Genomic DNA, 16,606 nt, shown 5'->3' with positions numbered 1-16,606 from the left:
GCCGCGACGGTCTCGCGAAATCCGCCCACGCAGCGGCGCCACGGCGTCGCTGCGTGGGTCGCTGCATTCGCGGCAATGCCCGCATCCTCACGCCATCCTCGGCACCCCGTAACGCGTCCTGCACGGCCTCCACGTCAATGCTTCCGCTCTCCCTCCCCTACTGCCGGCGTGCCGGCCGAGAGCCTGCCGATGCGCCACCCGACCAGCGCCGCCTATGCCACCCCCTCGCGCATCCGCGAAGGGCGCCCCTTCCCCCGCGGCGCCGTGTTCGACGGCCAGGGCACCAACTTCGCGCTGTTCTCGGCGCACGCCACGCGCGTGGAGCTGTGCCTGTTCGACGAGGCCGGCACCGAAACGCGCCTGGACCTGCCCGAATACACCAACGAAATCTGGCACGGCTATCTGCCCGACGTGAAGCCCGGCCAGCGCTACGGCTATCGCGTGCACGGCCCCTATGAACCCAGCGAAGGCCACCGCTTCAATCCCAACAAGCTGCTGCTCGACCCGTACGCGCGCGAACTCGAGGGCGACCTGATCTGGGCCGACGAACTGTACGGCTACACGGTCGGCCACCCGGACGACGACCTCAGTTTCGACGAGCGCGACAGTGCGCCGTTCATGCCCAAGTGCGTCGTGGTCGAGGACACCTACGACTGGGAGGACGACCAGCGCCTGATGACGCCGTGGAGCGAGACCCTGGTCTACGAGACCCACGTGCGCGGCTACACCATGCGCCACCCGCAGGTGCCGGACGATGTGCGCGGCACCTGCGCCGGGCTGGCCCAGGAGCCGGTGCTGCGCTACATCAAGGAACTGGGCGTCAGCGCGGTGGAACTGCTGCCGGTCCACGCCTACCTCGACGATCAGCACCTGCTCGACAAGGACCTGCGCAACTACTGGGGCTACAACACGCTCGGCTTCTTCGCGATCAAGTCGCGCTACCTGGCCAGCGGCCACCGCGACGAGTTCCGCGACATGGTCAAGGCGCTGCACCGCCAGGGCCTGGAGGTGATCCTCGACGTGGTCTACAACCACACCGCCGAAGGCAGCGAGCTGGGCCCCACCCTCTCCTTCCGCGGCATCGACAATGCCAGCTACTACCGGCTGGCCGAGGACAAGCGCTACTACATCAACGACACCGGCACCGGCAACACGCTCAACCTGAGCAACTCGCGGGTGATCCAGTTCGTCAACGACTCGCTGCGCTACTGGGCCGGCGAGATGCACGTGGACGGCTTCCGCTTCGATCTGGCCACCATCCTCGGCCGCGAACCCACCGGCTTCGACCAGCGCGGCGGTTTCCTCGACGCCTGCAACCAGGATCCGCTGCTGTCGCAGGTCAAGCTGATCGCCGAGCCATGGGACTGCGGCCCGGGCGGCTACCAGGTCGGCCACTTCCCGCCCGGCTGGTCGGAATGGAACGACAAGTTCCGCGACAACGCCCGCGCGTTCTGGAAGGGCGACGAAGGCAAGCTGGCCGAATTCGCCACGCGCTTCACCGGCTCGGCCGACCTGTTTGATCGCCGCGGGCGCCGACCGTGGGCCTCGGTGAACTTCATCACCGCACACGACGGCTTCACCCTGCACGACCTGGTCAGCTACAACGAAAAGCACAACGCGGCCAACGGCGAGGACAACCGCGACGGCTCGGACCACGACAGCTCCTGCAACTACGGCGCCGAAGGCGAGACCGACGACGCCGGCATCCTGCAACTGCGCGAGAGGCAGATGAAGAATCTGCTGGCCACGCTGCTACTCGCGCAGGGCACGCCGATGCTGCTCGCCGGCGATGAGCGCGCGCAAACCCAGGGCGGCAACAACAACACCTACTGCCAGGACAACGAGATCACCTGGATCGACTGGGAGCGCGACCCCACCGAGGGCCGCCTGACCGCCTTCGTCAAGGCGCTGAGCGCGCTGCGCCAGCGTTACCCGATCCTGACCCGTGGCCGCTTCCTCAACGGCCAGTACAACGAAGAAGCCGGCGTTCGCGACCTCACCTGGCTCAACCCCGGCGGCACCGAGATGGACGATGCGCACTGGACCGATGCCGGCGCACGCTCGGTCGGACTGTTGTTGGAAGGCAAGGCGCAGACCTCCGGCGTCAAGGAACTGGCCAACGACCATACCTTGCTGATCGTCATCAACGCCTACCACGAGGGCGTGAGCTTCGTGCTGCCGTCCTCGGAAGAGGAATTGCACTGGAAGCTGGTGCTGTCCACCGACGACGCGCTGCAGGTCGACAGCATGCCGGCCGGCGCCAGCGAGTTCCTGGCGCCGCCGCGCAGCGTCAGCGTGTTCGAGTGTCAGACGGCGGGCGCATAGTCGCCACTCGCCACTTCGGATTGCGCGCGGACTGACGCGTCCGCGCCTGTATTACGTCGCCAGCGCTTGCCGCGGGCGACGCGCGATGCTGGCATCTGCACGCTCCCTACGACGCGCCGCATTGCATTGGTCTACATGGCCTTTGGCACAGTGCTCGATGGCGCATGCTCGCTAGGCTGAATGCCCGCTTCCTTCCAGGCCAGGCATGCAGCACTCCGCGCAAGGCAACACCCACGCGACGTCCAACACCTCCTTCATGCGTCACCCGCTGCTGCGCATCGTGCTCAGCGCCGCGATCCTCGCGCTGGCGTCCTATGCATGGCTCCCGTTTCCGTGGCGCATGCCCGTGGTCGGCCTGCTCGGTCTCTCCTTGGTGTGGATCGAAACGCGCTCCTCCAAGGCCTGCGGCGTCGCACGCCCTCGCCTGGCGTCCGTGATCGGCTGGACAGCGCTGCTGGTGTTGTTGACCGTCGGCTTCATCACACCGGTGCTGCAACCGCTGATCGACACCATTACGGGACACAAGACTGACTACAGCACCTACGGCGCGCTGAAGGGCAACGTCGACGCCACCCTTCATCTGATCGGCGCAGCATGGCTGAGCGCGGCGCTTGGTGAAGAACTGGTGTTCCGTGCCTTCCTCATGCATCAGCTCGATGCCCTGCTGGGTCGCCTGCGCGGCGGCCGCTGGATCGCTGCGCTGGCCGGTGGCGTGGTGTTCGGTCTGATGCACGCCGCACAGGGCACCTCCGGCATCCTGCTGACCGGCGTGGTCGGCATGCTGTTTGGGTACGTCTATCTGCGTTCCAGGCGCAATCTGTGGGCCATGATCCTCGCGCACGGCCTGATCGACACCTGGGGCGTAACCACCCTGTATCTGGGCTGGTACTGAGCGCGCAGCGCGGTCGAGCGCCGCCACTCGGTGCCCCCTTGCGGACCACGCCGTCGCTGCCAGCAGACAGATGAAAGGACATGTCGCCGTGCTCGTGTTCCCGCGTCAACAGTACCGAGCACGGCAGCCCGACAGGGCACCGTGACGTGCGTGATCGTCGCTACACGCATCGGCATACAACCCGTCCGCTACCTAAATGGTGGAGCGCGCACCCTTTCAATTTCACTTGCGCGCCACCGGCCTGCGCGCAGTTTGGCGATGCCCACTTGAGGGCATCCCTACTGCGGAGTCAACGATGGACAAGAATCGCACCGAAGGCGCCAAGAACCAGATCAAGGGCACCATCAAGGAGGTCGCCGGCAAGGTGACAGGCAACAAGATGAAGGAAGTCGAAGGCAAGATGCAGAAGAACGCCGGCAAGGTACAGAGCGAAGTCGGCAAGGCGCGCGACCACGCGCGCGGTTGAGTTCCAGGTTCTCGTACTCCCCTGCCGCCAATGGCGGGGAGTTTTTGCGAGCGACCTGCACCTCGCCGACTCGGTGTCGATTCGCCTGATGCGCCCGATCCACGGAATGCACACAGGCCTCTGCGACGACCAATAGGTGGACTGGAGTAGCGAGACGCGGCGCAGTGTTCAACAAGCTGCCACGAAACCAGTCCGCGACAGCAAGGCGATCGAACACGGCACGCCCCGGAGCGGCTTATTGAGACAGCGCTGGTAGGCGCATCCCAAACGCGATCCGAGTCCACATTGCGCAGCGCATCGGGCCGCGACCCGCAAACAGTCCACCACACGCCTGATCACATCGACGCGAAGCTGTTGCGAAGGCACCAGATTGACGTCGTTTGGTGCATGCGAGTCCGGAAGCGATGGCGCCGCTCCATGCATCCCACCATACTGACGCTCACGTTGCGCCTGCATCGCGAAAAACTCGCCATGCGCAATGCACTGTGTGATCTGACAACCCCGGATGTGTACAGGCTCCCGACCACGCACACGCCCCTGATATTTCCGCCCCCACTCAAAGCATCGATGCACACGATTACCTCCCCCAGAAGAGCAGCGTTCTTGCTTCTCCTTCTGCTTCCTGCCACCCAGGCGGATATGGCTGCTGCGGCAGCAACTCAAACAGCACCTGTCGAAGTAACCGAAAGCGACTTTGCCGTAGTCATCAACAACCACTCCTTCGACCTGGGTGAACGCTGGAGCGAACAAGCCAGGATGCAGGCAGGCACCCAGATCAGCGAGAGTTTTGTGGGAGACGTGCCCGCCGGGGAGACCAGCTACAAGTACTACCAGCATCGCTATGCCGGGTTTGACATCTATACGGCAAACCTCTCCTGGCAAAAAGAGCGACGCGACATCGATAGCTACGTCATTGCGCAGATCACGATCAACGCACCCGCGATCAGAACGGCCAGAGGTGTCGCGATCGGCGACACGCAGAATCTGTTGATCAGCACCTATGGCCAAGGCACCACGGATGACAGCGATGGCCAGCACTGGCGCTCCTATGAGACCAAGAACAAGCGCCTCTCGTTTCAGCTTGAACATGGAAGAATCATCCACATCATGATGACCCTCGACACGGACAGCTGAAGAAAGCGCCCTGCACAGCGCCGCCAACGCCATTTCCGGCGTTAGGCGGCCGCTCCCCGTGCCCGCCCGCAACAGAAACACGGCAAAACGTGTTTCTTGCCGAAGACCACTGGTCCAGCTTGTCTTTCTTGTTGGCAGATCAAGACTCGGCGGCGCGCCGCTGCGGCGCCGAGACTGTCAGGGCCGCCTTTCTACGCCTTGCGAGCACGATGCAGAAAGTATCCCGCTCCAAGCAAAGCAATCAGTCCGATCATGGCACCAAACCGGCCATTCTTGCGCCGGGCCTGGAGCGCCTGCTCAGGCGTGACGACGACGTCATCGCCCAAGCGCAGTCCCCAGATGGATCGCTTGCTGTCCGCATCGTCGAAGGTGACGTGAACCGGCGATCCCACCTTGAGACGCCCCTACAGCGCATCGATGCCAGGCAGCACACTCGAGTACTCGAATGCATCGCCGGCGGGCGCGAGGGTGAAGTTCACGCTTTGAAGCCGTCCCTTTCGCTGCGTTGCGTCGACCTTTTCAACCGTCCCATCGGCTTCAGCCAAATGTGTCGGCACTGCCGAAGGTCTGCTGAAAAACGTGACAGCGCTGGCGATCGTGACGCCAAGGCAAAGCAACGCGATGATGATGAAGCGGATCTTGTGTGACTGCATCTCATACCAGAGCAAGAAGGAAACGTCGCGATCCAGCAACGACGCACATTTTTTCGTGACAATGCGTGGGAATCAATCGATGGATCACCCCCTTCACTCAAAGGCACCGTGGGCTTGCGACCTCCATACGCAAGGACTTCGATCGCATTGAAGCGTCGAGTCAACCGTTGCTGAGTGGACCTTGCAGCGATACGCGACGAACGGGAGATGAGCAGCGTCAATGCGTCGCAGAGAAACGACATGAAGCAGCACTGCATCCCCAAACGTGTTCACCGTCGTCGCGCGTGTCCCGGCGTGAACTCGAAAAACAAGGGCGGTCCCGCGACTTGGTTGACGTCCATCGTCAACAAGGACACACCTCGGAGATACGGTCGATCGACACCGACAAGATGGCCTGCGCTTCAGGGCGCGCTGGCTGCGCTGCCTCGAACAGGACTGGGCCCTTGCGCGATTGATTAGATTGCGTGGCAAAACGAGCTGCAAGCACCTGTATAGCGCAGCGGGCTGAACGCGATAAAGCAGACGATGTGGGATGCAGCGATCGCCCTGCTTTCGTCCTCAACGGCCCGTTGCGAACAAGCTTGAACGCAGCCGCAGGCCCTGAACTTCGTCATGCAAAGCGTTGAGGGCGCTGCGCTCGTCACAGGATCCTTGAGCACAGACATGCGCGATACCGTCTGCTCGAACTCCTGCAAGGCGCGTCAGCGCTCACGTGCCACCATGCTGACACGCGGAGGCAAGCATGACATCGCTGGAGCAGCACGACGCCGTTGCACATCACGTCGGTGCTGCACTGAAGACTTTGCGTCCGAACTGTTTCTACAGGTCAGCAGGAACGCGCAAACGAACGTAGTAGCGGCCGGTCTCGCCGCGCGTGAGGTAGTGCGCTACTCGCACGGAAGTGTCCAAGCGAGTGTCCAAGGTCGGGAAAAAGAAAAACGCCCACAAATCGTTGATTTGCGGGCGTTTTCTTGACACTGGCGGAGTGAGAGGGATTCGAACCCTCGATAGAGCTTTTGACCCTATACTCCCTTAGCAGGGGAGCCCCTTCAGCCACTCGGGCATCACTCCGGATTTCTGCGCTGCGGATATTCCGCGACCGGGCGCGAAGAATACCGGGTTGTGGGGTCTCAGGTAAACCCTTTCGACGCATCAATCGGCAGATTGATCGCCGTGACCGCCGCCGTGGGAGTTCGGCTCGTCGCCGCGCTGGATGCGCTGGTAGATCTCTTCGCGATGCACCGCCACATCCTTCGGCGCGGTGATGCCGATACGCACTTGATTGCCCTTGACCCCAAGCACCGTCACGGTGACCGAATCGCCGATCATCAAGGTTTCGCCTACCCGGCGAGTCAGGATCAACATTTTTAGAATTCTCCAGGGAACCGGTGGGTCTCACCGGCACGGCGCCCGCGCTGCGGCACGCCCCATAATGAAAGTGAAAAGAGGGGTGATGTTACGGGAAGCCGCGCCCTGCCAGCAAGGCGCGGCGTTCGGATGTTCAGGGGAGATGTTGCTTGACCCAGGCGGGGACGCCGGCGAGTGCAGGGGCAAGGGCGGGCCCGTCCTCGCCACCACCCTGGGCGAGGTCCGGGCGGCCGCCGCCCTTGCCCGAGATCTGACCGGCGATATGGCTCAACAGTTCCCCGGCCTTGACCCGTCCCATTGGGCTGCCGTTCACGCCGGCGACCAGGGCGACCTTGCCCTCGCTGGCGCCGGCCAGGACGATCACGCTATCGCCCAGCTGCTGCTTCAAACGGTCCATCGCCTCGCGCAGGGCCTTGGCATCGAAGCCTTCCAGTCGCACGGCGAGGACCTTCACACCGGCCACGTCGATCGCCGAGCCGGCCAGGTCGGCGGTGGCGCCGGATGCCAGCTTGGCCTTCAGCGCCTCCAGCTCCCGCTCCAGGCGCTTGTAGCGGTCGCCGAGCTGACGGATCTTGTCGACCACGTCGTGGCTGTTGCCGCCGACGAGGCCGGCCGCCTCGCGCAGCCGGGCCTCCTCGGCCGCCACGTAGTCCAGCGCGCCCTGCCCGGTCACCGCCTCGATGCGGCGGACGCCGGCAGAGACGCCGCCTTCGCTGGTGATCTTGAACAGGCCGATGTCCCCGGTCCGGCCGACGTGCGTGCCACCGCACAGTTCGGTGGAGTAGTCGCCCATCTTCAGCACGCGCACGCGCTCACCGTACTTCTCGCCGAACAGCGCCATCGCGCCGAAGTCCAGCGCTTCCTGCATGCCCATCTGGTGCACTTCGGCCGCATTGTTGGCGCGGACCTGCTGGTTGACCTTGCGCTCGATCAGCGCCAGTTCCTCGGCCCCGATCGGCTGGAAATGCGAGAAGTCGAAGCGCAGCCGATCCGGCGCCACCAGCGAGCCCTTCTGCTGGACGTGGGTGCCCAGTACCTCGCGCAGGGCCGCATGCAGCAGGTGCGTCGCCGAGTGATTGAGGATGGTGGCGCCGCGGCGCTCGGCATCGACCTCACCGGCGAGCACGTCGCCGAGCTTCAGGCTGCCTTCTTCCAGGGTGCCGACGTGGCCATGGAACTGGCCGGCGAACTTCTGCGTGTCGGTGACCGTCACCCGGATGCCGGCGGCAGTCAGTGTGCCGAGATCGCCGACCTGGCCGCCGGATTCGGCATAGAACGGGGTCTTGTCGGTCAGTACGATCACCGCGTCGCCGGCCTGGGCGGACTGCACCGGGCGACCGTCCTTGAGCAGGGCGACCACGCGCAGGCCGTCGGCCTGCAGGCTGTCGTACCCCAGGAACACGGTCGGGGCCAGCGTCGCCACCAGGTCCGCCGGCAACTGCACGCCGCCGCCGAACTTGCCGGCTTCGCGCGCGCGTCGGCGCTGCTCGTCCATCGCCGTCTCGAAGCCCTGCTCGTCCACGCGCAGATCGCGCTCGCGGGCGATGTCCTGGGTCAGGTCCAACGGGAAGCCGTAGGTGTCGTACAGGCGGAAGGCGTCCTCGCCGGCGATGATCCCGCCCTGCGCCTTGGCGGCGACGTCCTCGAAGATCTTCATGCCGGCATCGAGGGTTTCGGCGAAACGCTCTTCCTCGGCCTGCAGGGCGCGCAGCACGGTGTCCTGGGCGGCGGCCAGCTCCGGATAGGCCTCGCCCATCAGCTCCACCAGGGTCGGCACCAGCTTGCTGAAGAACGGCTGGCGCACGCCGAGCATCCAGCCATGGCGCAGGGCGCGGCGAATGATCCTGCGCAGCACGTAGCCGCGGCCCTCGTTGGACGGCAGCACGCCGTCGACGATCAAGAACGCGCAGGCACGGATGTGGTCGGCGATCACGCGCAGCGACTTGTTCTCCAGGTCGGCGGTGCCGGTCAGCTCGGAGGCCTTTCGGATCAGCGTCTGGAACAGGTCGATCTCGTAGTTGGTGTGCACGTGCTGCAGGATCGCGGCCAGGCGCTCCAGGCCCATGCCGGTGTCCACGCAGGGGGCCGGCAGCGGCACCAGGGTGCCGTCGGGCTGGCGGTCGAACTGCATGAACACCAGGTTCCAGATCTCGATGAAGCGGTCGCCATCCTCGTCGGGCGACCCCGGCGGACCGCCGGCGATGTGCGCGCCGTGGTCGTAGAAGATCTCGGTGCACGGGCCGCAGGGGCCGGTGTCGGCCATCTGCCAGAAGTTGTCCGACGCGTAGGGCGCGCCCTTGTTGTCGCCGATGCGCACGATGCGCTCGGTGGGCACGCCGATCATGTCGCGCCACAGGCCGTAAGCCTCGTCGTCGGTATGGTAGACGGTGACCAGCAGGCGCTCGGCCGGCAGCTTCCAGACCTGGGTCAGCAGCTCCCAGGCCCAGGCGATGGCGTCCTTCTTGAAGTAGTCGCCGAACGACCAGTTGCCGAGCATCTCGAAGAAGGTGTGATGGCGCGCGGTGTAGCCGACCGAATCCAGGTCGTTGTGCTTGCCGCCGGCGCGCAGGCAGCGCTGCACGTCCGCCGCGCGCACATAGCTGCGCTTCTCGGCGCCGAGGAACACGTCCTTGAACTGCACCATGCCGGAATTGGTGAACAGCAGCGTCGGATCGTTGCCGGGCACCAGCGGTGCGGACGGCACGATGGTATGGCCCTTGCCCTTGAAGAAGTCGAGGAAGTCGCTGCGGATCTGGGAGGTGGAGAATTTGGCGGGTGCGTTCATGGGCTGGCTATAGACGAGCGGACGGGCGTCCTGGCGCTCCCTCGTAGATGAGGGCGCCACGGAAACCGGACAAGACAACTCGCCAAGGGTAGCAGGCCCGGCCCGCTCAGTCCTCCGCAGCGTCGCGCACCGCGGCGCGGATGCTGTCCCCATCGAAACCGCGCCGCGCCAGCAGATCGGCGGCCTTGCGCTGCTGCGGCAGGTCCATCGCCCCGGCAGTACCGAAGCGGCGCCGGACCAGATCGCGCGCGTTTTCGGTCCAGTCGCCCTCGAAGGCCCCCATCGCGGTGGCGATGGCCTCACTGTCCAGGCCGTGGGTCCCAAGCTCGGCACGGATATGCAGCGGGCCATACCCTGCCCCGGCGCGGCTGCGCACCAGCAGTTCGGCAAAGCGCCCGTCGTCCTGCCAGCCCTCGCCGCTCAGGCGTTCCACTGCCTCCGCGGCGGCGTCGGCTTCCACGCCACGCGCACGCAGCTTGCGGGTCAGCTCCTTGCGCGAATGCTCGCGCCGCACCAGCAGACCCAGCGCCTTCTGCAGCGGCGTCTGTTCCGGTTGCCGGCGACGCCGACGTGGTGCTTCTTGTGCCTGTTCGTCGCTCATGGGCGATGCCACCCCATTCAAAATGCGCCGTCCCTGGCGCGCGCCCTCCTGGCTTGCTCAAGACTGCCGAGGGAGACGAGCGGCACTGACTCCACCGCTCCCCCGGCAGAAAACCATTACGCGTCGTCGTCTTCCGCCTCGGCCTCGCTCGGGGCGATTTCCGTGGGCTGGAACTTCTCGCGCAGCTCGCTTTCCAGCTTGGCCGCGACCTGCGGGTTGTCGCGCAGGTAACCGCGGGCGTTGTCCTTGCCCTGGCCGATGCGCTCGCTGCCGTAGCTGTACCAGGCGCCGGCCTTCTCGACCAGCTTGGCTTCCACGCCCATGTCGATCAGTTCGCCCTCGCGGCTGATGCCCTCGCCGTAGAGGATTTCGGTGACGACCTGCTTGAACGGCGGCGCCAGCTTGTTCTTGACGACCTTGATCTTGGTCTGGTTGCCGATGATCTCGTCGCCCTTCTTGATCGCGCCGATGCGGCGGATGTCCAGACGCACCGAGGCGTAGAACTTCAGCGCGTTGCCACCGGTGGTGGTTTCCGGGCTCTGGCCCGGCATCATCACGCCGATCTTCATGCGCAACTGGTTGATGAACACCACCAGGGTGTTGGAGCGCTTGATGTTGCCGGTGAGCTTGCGCAGCGCCTGGCTCATCAGGCGCGCCTGCAGGCCCGGCAACTGGTCGCCCATCTCGCCTTCGATTTCGGCCTTGGGGGTCAGCGCGGCGACCGAGTCGACCACCACGATGTCCACCGAGCCCGAGCGCACCAGCATGTCGGCGATTTCCAGCGCCTGCTCGCCGGTGTCCGGCTGCGACAGCAGCAGCTCGTCGACGTTGACGCCCAGCTTGGCGGCGTAGATCGGGTCCAGCGCGTGCTCGGCGTCGATGAACGCGGCGGTGCCGCCGTTCTTCTGGCACTGCGCGATGGCCTGCAAGGTCAGGGTGGTCTTGCCCGAGGATTCCGGACCGTAGATCTCGACCACGCGGCCCTTCGGCAGGCCGCCGATGCCCAGCGCGATGTCCAGCATCAGCGAGCCGGTCGGAATCACTTCCACCGCTTCGATGACGCGATCGCCCATCCGCATCACCGAGCCCTTGCCGAACTGCTTCTCGATCTGGCTCAGGGCGGCAGCGAGCGCGCGCTTCTTGTTCTCGTCCATTGTGGTGTCCTTGGAAGGTGAGGAGGATTTGCGGAGTGAGGTCAATGTAAGGGCCTGGTATCGCACGGACTGAGACAGTGCGTGGCGAGATGAAAATAATTCGTCCGGACCGGGCGACGGCAGCGGCGAATGGCGATATCCGGGGTCGGAAAAGTCCGGCCGGCGCTGTAGTGCATGCCCTGTTCCACGCGCGGCATCAGCGGTTGGGGCGCAGCAGGCCGCAGTACAGGCCTTCGATGGCGAACTCCTGGTCCGGCAGCACCTCGATCGGTGCGTAGTCCGGGTTGCGCGGGAGCAGGCGGATGCGGTCCTTGCCGATCTTGAGCAGCTTGACCGTGATCTCCTCGTCGATGCGCGCCACCACGATCTGCCCGGAGCGTGCATCGCGGGTGCGGTGCACGCCGATCAGGTCGCCGTCGAAGATGCCTTCGTCGCGCATGGAATCGCCCTGCACCTTCAGCAGGTAGTCCGGGGCCGGCGAGAAGAACACCCGGTCCAGCACCACGAAGTCGTCGGAGCCGATGTCCGCGCCGATCGGCAGGCCGGCGGCGACACGTCCGAGCACTGGCAGGCGCAGCACGTCGGCGCTGTCCACCTGCGGCGCGGGGGCCGGAGCGGCCGCCCCACCCAGCAGGCGGATGCCGCGCGCCTGCCCGGGCACCCGGCGGATCGCGCCGGCCTGTTCGAGCGCTTCCAGGTGGTACTGGGCCGCGCGCACGCCTTTGAAGCCGAAGGCACGGGCAATCTCGGTCTGCGACGGCGGCACGCCGTCGTGTTCGATGCGCTCGGCGATCAGGTCGAGGATCGCCTGCTGGGTTTCGGTCAGGTCCATGGTTAGTAGTAATACTACTAAATCAGCTGGCGAGCAACTGGCGTGTGGGCCTGGAGTGCCGGCGCGCTTCGCTGCCGCCAGTGATGGATGCTCCGCGCGACCGCCCGCAATGCCGTCGTCGGCAGGCGCGCGGCTTCTGATCCTGGAGGCCTTTTTGGACCCCGCACAGCGTCAGTGCGATGTGTACCGGGGGATTCGAGTGCATCGCGTCGGGGCTGAAGCCCCTCCCACAAGGGATCGCGTGCGCGCCGACACTCCTGTGAAGCGGGGCGATGCCTGCGGACCAGCCGCCTCAGCTTCCGGCGAACCGTGCTCGAGAGCATGCGCCCCGCTCAGCGCCCGCTGCGCCAGATCGAGAACAGGATCCACACCCCCGACAGTGCCGCGCCGACGAAGCCGCAGACACCGATCGCCAACAGCCAGCGGCTGGAAATGCCGCCGACGCTGTTCATCACGATCGACGAGCCGATGATCAGCGCGGCGGTAACGATGCCCATGGTCAGGCGGTTGGCGGCGCGGTTGACCTGGTCGCCGAAGCCCTTCAGCGAGCCGGTCTCCACGTTCAACTGCAGGCGCCCGCGCCGTGCCGCCTGCAGCAGCCGGCGCGTGTCGCGCGGCAGGTCGCCGAGCAGTTCCAGCGCGCCCAGCACGGTGCGGCGGCCGCGCCTGGCCATCGCCCGCGGCGCGAACCGCTGCAGCATCACCCGCTCCAGGTACGGGGCGGCGGCGCCGGCCATGTCGAAATCCGGATCGAGCTGGCGCCCGACCCCTTCCAGGGTCAGGAAGGTCTTGATCATCAGCGCCAGGTCGGCCGGTAGCGCCAGCGCGTGCTGGCGCAGCAGCGCGGTGACGTCGCCGAGCATCGCGCCGACCCGCAGGTCCTTCAGTGGCACGCCGCGGTACTGGTCGACGAAGGCGGCGATTTCCAGGTGCAGGCGCGCCTCGTCGACCTCGACGTCGCCGTCGGTCCACTCCAGCAGGATGTCGGCCACCGCCTCGGCGTCCTGAGTGACCAACCCGTGCAGCAATTGCACCACCTGGTAACGGCGCTGCTCGGAAATGCGCCCGACCATACCGAAGTCGATCACCGCGATGCGCTCGCCGGGCAGGTAGAAGATGTTGCCCGGATGCGGATCGGCGTGGAAACAGCCGTCCTCCAGCACCATCTTCAGCACGATGTCGGCGCCGGTGCGCGCCAATTGGCGACGGTCCAGGCCGGCGGCGTCGACCGCGGCCAGGTCGCGGCCGCCGATGCCGTCGACGAAGTCCTGCACATTGAGCGTTTCGCAGGTCCACTGCCAGTGCACCCGCGGGATCACGATCTCGTCGTGTCCCTGGAAGTTGGCGGCGATGCGCTCGGCATTGCGGCATTCGCCGGCAAAATCCAGCTCGCGGCGCAGCGACAGGGTGAACTGGTGCACCACCGCGGCCGGGTGATAGCGCTTGAGGTCCGGCGCGCGCGCTTCGACGATCTCCGCCAGCCGCGCCAGCAATCGCAGGTCGGCCTCGATCACCTCGCGGATGCCGGGGCGGCGCACCTTGATCACCACGGCGGTGCCGTCGTGCAGCCGGGCGCGATGGGTCTGCGCCAGCGAGGCGGCGGCCAGCGGGGTTTCCTCGACCTCGGCGAAGATCGCCGTCGGCGCCTCGCCGAGCGCCTCGATCAGCTGCGGCAGGATCTGCGGATAGTCCAGCGCCGGCGCGGCGTTCTGCAGTTCGCCCAGTTCGTCGATCCACTCCGGCGGCAGCAGGTCCACGCGCGTGGCCAGCACCTGGCCCAGTTTGACGAAGGTCGGGCCGAGGTCCTGCAGGGCGCGCCGCACCCGCTGCGGGGCCGACATGCGCAGCATCTCCTCGGCGTTGTGCCAGTGCAGCAGGCGCCCGGCGCGCTCCAGCACGTCGGCCATGCCGATGCGCCGGACCACGTCGCCGAACCCGTAGCGGATCAGCACCGAGGCGATTTCCTGCAGGCGTCCCAGGTCGCGGACGGTGCTCAACGCCTCCCACATCGCGCTCATCCTCGGGGAAGGCGCGCGGCCACGATCACAGCAACGCGTCCAGGCCGCGCAGGGCCGCCGCCACGGTCTGCCGGCGCACCGCGTCGCGGTCGCCCGGGAACTGGAACAATTGCGCGCTGGCATAGCCGCCGCGGCGCTTCCAGCCCAGCCAGACGCTGCCGACCGGCTTGTCCGCGGAGCCGCCGCCCGGCCCGGCGATGCCGGTCACCGCGACCGCGACGCTGGCGCCGGAATTGACCAGCGCGCCGGACACCATTTCGATCACCGTCTCGCGACTGACCGCGCCGTGGTGCTCCAGCGTCTGCGGGCGCACGCCCAGCAGCGCCTGCTTGGCCTCGTAGCTGTAGGCGACGATGCCGCAGTCGAACCAGGCCGAAGACCCGGCGACGTCGGTCATCACCTTGGCGATCCAGCCGCCGCTGCAGCTTTCGGCGGTGACCAGGCGCTCGCGCGCGGTGCGCAAGCGATCGCTGAGCGCGGTGGCCTGTTGCAGCAGATCCGAATCGGTGGGAAGCGTCATGGCACAGCTCGGGAAACCAGTGCGCTTTGTAGCCCAATTCGCCGTGGCTGTCGCGCCTGCGCGTGCCGGCGGATGGCCGGCCGTCAGCCAACGCGGCGCATGGGCCGCGACCACGCCGGCCCGCCCATCGGCGTCGAGCGTGCCGACGCCGGCGTCGACGCGGCACTCAGCGCTGCTGCCACTCCTCCTGCTCGCGCGGCGGCAGCAGCGCGCGGATCGGTGCGCCGTCGGCCGCGGCGGCCAGACGCTCGGCCTCGGTGATCGGGATGTCCACCTGCAGCAGCCAGCCGTCCTCGTCGGCCTGCTCGCTGCGGATCACCTGCAACTGGTGCAGTTGCGAGCGCAGGCGCCCGGCGCTCGGCGGCAGGCGCAGGCTGCCCTGCACGTGGCGCAGGCCCAGGCGCTGGCCGAGCACGTGCTGCAGCAGGTCCAGGCCGCGGCCGTCGCGCGCGGAGATCCACACCCGCTCGCGCCGCGCCGTGTCCGGCACGCCGTCCTGCGCATCGTGTCGCACCTCGGCGCCCTCGATGCGGTCGATCTTGTTGAACACCAGCAACTGCGGCAGTTCGCCGGCGCCGACCGCGTGCAGCACCTCGTCGACCTGGGCGATGCGCTCCTCGCGCAGCGGATCGGCGGCGTCGACCACGTGCAGCAGCAGGTCTGCCTCCCGCGCCTCGGACAGGGTCGAGCGGAACGCCGCCACCAGCTCATGCGGCAGGTTGCGCACGAAGCCGACGGTATCGGCCAGCATCGCGTTGCCGCCGGGCAGCGCGATGCGCCGCACGGTCGGGTCCAGGGTCGCGAACAACTGGTCGGCGGCGTAGGCTTCGGCGCCGGTCAGCGCGTTGAACAGGGTCGACTTGCCGGCGTTGGTGTAGCCCACCACCGCGATCCGCGGCAGCTCGCTACGCACCCGCGCGCGGCGCATCTGGGTGTGCTGCACCTCGACCTTCTCCAGCCGCTTCTGCAACTGCTCCACCCGCTTCTGCAGCAGGCGGCGATCGGTTTCCAGCTGGGTTTCGCCGGGGCCGCGCAGGCCGATCGAACCGCCGCGCTGGCGCTCCAGGTGGGTCCAGCCGCGCACCAGCCGGGTGGCCATGTGCCGCAACTGGGCCAGTTCGACCTGCAGCTTGCCTTCGTGACTGCGCGCGCGCTGGGCGAAGATGTCCAGGATCAACCCGGTGCGATCGATCACGCGCCGCTCCAGGTATTTCTCCAGGTTGCGCTCCTGACCGGGGCTGAGCGCGTGGTTGACCAAGACCAAGTCGGCACCGCTGGCGTCGGCGGCGGCCTTGACCTCTTCCAGCTTGCCGCTGCCGATCAGCGTCGCCGGACTCGGCTTGTCGATGCGCGCAGTCACGGTAGCGGCGATGCTGGCACCGGCCGAGCGCGCCAGGTCGGCGAACTCCTCCAGCACATCGTCTTCCAACGGACCGCCCGCGTAGGGCTGGATCAGCAGTGCATGTTCGCCGCGGCGGGACCGATCAAACACCCGCGGCTCCGCACTTCGTGACGGTACTACTCGACTTCATCATCACCCGCACTGCCACCTTCGTTCTGCTGCACATAGCCGCCGCCCGGTCCCACGCGCACGTTGCGCGCCGGCACCACGGTGGAAATGGCGTGTTTGTAGACCATCTGGCTGACGGTATTGCGCAGCAGGACCACGAACTGATCGAACGACTCGATCGTGCCCTGCAGCTTGATGCCGTTGACCAGATACACCGAGACAGGGACCCGTTCGCGACGCAACGCGTTGAGGAAAGGATCCTGCAAGGATTGCCCCTTGGACATGCTTCACTCCCAAATTATTGTTTTTATTGTCCGGGACGGCACTGCAGCTCCCCTGCCGTGGTCC

At 66.5% G+C, this 16,606-nt stretch carries 14 protein-coding genes and 1 tRNA gene; 5 read left to right on the top strand and 10 right to left on the bottom strand.

Going from position 1 to position 16,606, the window contains the following annotated elements; genetic code table 11:
• The first annotated feature begins 189 nt into the window (after positions 1 to 189).
• The 5 genes from glgX (at position 190) to CEK66_RS20330 (ending at position 5,464) form a co-directional block, all read left to right on the top strand.
• Positions 190 to 2,325 carry a glycogen debranching protein GlgX gene (glgX, locus tag CEK66_RS06955; protein ID WP_152236385.1) on the top strand — a complete coding sequence of 712 codons (2,136 nt, stop codon included), beginning with the start codon at positions 190 to 192 and terminating at the stop codon, positions 2,323 to 2,325.
• A 340-nt stretch (positions 2,326 to 2,665) separates the two neighbouring features.
• Positions 2,666 to 3,217, top strand: a complete 552-nt coding sequence (locus CEK66_RS06950; protein ID WP_193312593.1) for a CPBP family intramembrane glutamic endopeptidase — start codon at positions 2,666 to 2,668, stop codon at positions 3,215 to 3,217.
• 295 nt (positions 3,218 to 3,512) lie between these two features.
• Positions 3,513 to 3,683: a CsbD family protein gene (locus CEK66_RS06945; protein WP_082028942.1), complete on the top strand. Its 171-nt coding sequence runs from the start codon at positions 3,513 to 3,515 to the stop codon at positions 3,681 to 3,683.
• 417 nt (positions 3,684 to 4,100) lie between these two features.
• Positions 4,101 to 4,817 (top strand): hypothetical protein, encoded by a 717-nt coding sequence (locus CEK66_RS06940; RefSeq protein WP_226978523.1) that lies wholly within the window; start codon positions 4,101 to 4,103, stop codon positions 4,815 to 4,817.
• A gap of 89 nt (positions 4,818 to 4,906) precedes the next feature.
• A complete protein-coding gene (locus tag CEK66_RS20330) occupies positions 4,907 to 5,464 on the top strand; it encodes a hypothetical protein (RefSeq protein ID WP_193312590.1) in 558 nt (185 codons plus the stop codon).
• Between the two features lie 984 nt (positions 5,465 to 6,448).
• On the opposite strand, the gene CEK66_RS06930 is transcribed toward CEK66_RS20330, so the two are convergent.
• From CEK66_RS06930 to hfq, 10 genes are all read right to left on the bottom strand, one after another.
• Positions 6,449 to 6,541, bottom strand: a tRNA-Ser gene (locus CEK66_RS06930).
• A gap of 81 nt (positions 6,542 to 6,622) precedes the next feature.
• Complete coding sequence (csrA, locus tag CEK66_RS06925) at positions 6,623 to 6,835, bottom strand: carbon storage regulator CsrA (protein ID WP_010341308.1); 213 nt, start codon at positions 6,833 to 6,835, stop codon at positions 6,623 to 6,625.
• Between the two features lie 136 nt (positions 6,836 to 6,971).
• Positions 6,972 to 9,623: an alanine--tRNA ligase gene (gene alaS, locus CEK66_RS06920; protein ID WP_152236383.1), complete on the bottom strand. Its 2,652-nt coding sequence runs from the start codon at positions 9,621 to 9,623 to the stop codon at positions 6,972 to 6,974.
• 106 nt (positions 9,624 to 9,729) lie between these two features.
• Positions 9,730 to 10,224 carry a recombination regulator RecX gene (gene recX / locus CEK66_RS06915; protein ID WP_017914259.1) on the bottom strand — a complete coding sequence of 165 codons (495 nt, stop codon included), beginning with the start codon at positions 10,222 to 10,224 and terminating at the stop codon, positions 9,730 to 9,732.
• Between the two features lie 116 nt (positions 10,225 to 10,340).
• The gene (gene recA, locus CEK66_RS06910; RefSeq protein ID WP_017910627.1) at positions 10,341 to 11,378 is read right to left on the bottom strand and encodes a recombinase RecA; all 1,038 of its coding nucleotides are present in this window, start codon (positions 11,376 to 11,378) and stop codon (positions 10,341 to 10,343) included.
• 196 nt (positions 11,379 to 11,574) lie between these two features.
• A complete protein-coding gene (gene lexA, locus CEK66_RS06905; protein ID WP_017910626.1) occupies positions 11,575 to 12,210 on the bottom strand; it encodes a transcriptional repressor LexA in 636 nt (211 codons plus the stop codon).
• Positions 12,211 to 12,542: 332 nt separating this feature from the next.
• The gene (gene ubiB / locus CEK66_RS06900) at positions 12,543 to 14,219 is read right to left on the bottom strand and encodes a 2-polyprenylphenol 6-hydroxylase (RefSeq protein ID WP_152236382.1); all 1,677 of its coding nucleotides are present in this window, start codon (positions 14,217 to 14,219) and stop codon (positions 12,543 to 12,545) included.
• 34 nt (positions 14,220 to 14,253) lie between these two features.
• Positions 14,254 to 14,748: a CinA family protein gene (locus CEK66_RS06895; protein WP_017914255.1), complete on the bottom strand. Its 495-nt coding sequence runs from the start codon at positions 14,746 to 14,748 to the stop codon at positions 14,254 to 14,256.
• 166 nt (positions 14,749 to 14,914) lie between these two features.
• Entirely contained in the window at positions 14,915 to 16,240 is a 1,326-nt protein-coding gene (gene hflX, locus CEK66_RS06890) for a ribosome rescue GTPase HflX (protein WP_026143930.1), read from the bottom strand.
• 26 nt (positions 16,241 to 16,266) lie between these two features.
• Positions 16,267 to 16,542 carry an RNA chaperone Hfq gene (gene hfq / locus CEK66_RS06885; protein ID WP_010341316.1) on the bottom strand — a complete coding sequence of 92 codons (276 nt, stop codon included), beginning with the start codon at positions 16,540 to 16,542 and terminating at the stop codon, positions 16,267 to 16,269.
• Positions 16,543 to 16,606: the final 64 nt, after the last annotated feature.

The organism is Xanthomonas sp. LMG 12460 (assembly GCF_009192895.1).
GTDB lineage: Bacteria > Pseudomonadota > Gammaproteobacteria > Xanthomonadales > Xanthomonadaceae > Xanthomonas_A > Xanthomonas_A sontii.
This window is presented reverse-complemented; position numbering and strand designations above follow the sequence as displayed.

Excerpts from the sequence above, each read along its gene's own strand:
- recX (WP_017914259.1), bottom strand. The coding sequence starts at position 10,224 with ATGAGCGACGAACAGGCACAAGAAGCACCACGTCGGCGTCGCCGGCAA.
- CEK66_RS06940 (WP_226978523.1), top strand. The coding sequence starts at position 4,101 with ATGCATCCCACCATACTGACGCTCACGTTGCGCCTGCATCGCGAAAAA.
- CEK66_RS06895 (WP_017914255.1), bottom strand. The coding sequence starts at position 14,748 with ATGACGCTTCCCACCGATTCGGATCTGCTGCAACAGGCCACCGCGCTC.
- CEK66_RS06945 (WP_082028942.1), top strand. The coding sequence starts at position 3,513 with ATGGACAAGAATCGCACCGAAGGCGCCAAGAACCAGATCAAGGGCACC.
- hfq (WP_010341316.1), bottom strand. The coding sequence starts at position 16,542 with ATGTCCAAGGGGCAATCCTTGCAGGATCCTTTCCTCAACGCGTTGCGT.
- alaS (WP_152236383.1), bottom strand. The coding sequence starts at position 9,623 with ATGAACGCACCCGCCAAATTCTCCACCTCCCAGATCCGCAGCGACTTC.
- csrA (WP_010341308.1), bottom strand. The coding sequence starts at position 6,835 with ATGTTGATCCTGACTCGCCGGGTAGGCGAAACCTTGATGATCGGCGAT.
- ubiB (WP_152236382.1), bottom strand. The coding sequence starts at position 14,219 with ATGTGGGAGGCGTTGAGCACCGTCCGCGACCTGGGACGCCTGCAGGAA.
- recA (WP_017910627.1), bottom strand. The coding sequence starts at position 11,378 with ATGGACGAGAACAAGAAGCGCGCGCTCGCTGCCGCCCTGAGCCAGATC.
- lexA (WP_017910626.1), bottom strand. The coding sequence starts at position 12,210 with ATGGACCTGACCGAAACCCAGCAGGCGATCCTCGACCTGATCGCCGAG.
- CEK66_RS06950 (WP_193312593.1), top strand. The coding sequence starts at position 2,666 with ATGCCCGTGGTCGGCCTGCTCGGTCTCTCCTTGGTGTGGATCGAAACG.
- glgX (WP_152236385.1), top strand. The coding sequence starts at position 190 with ATGCGCCACCCGACCAGCGCCGCCTATGCCACCCCCTCGCGCATCCGC.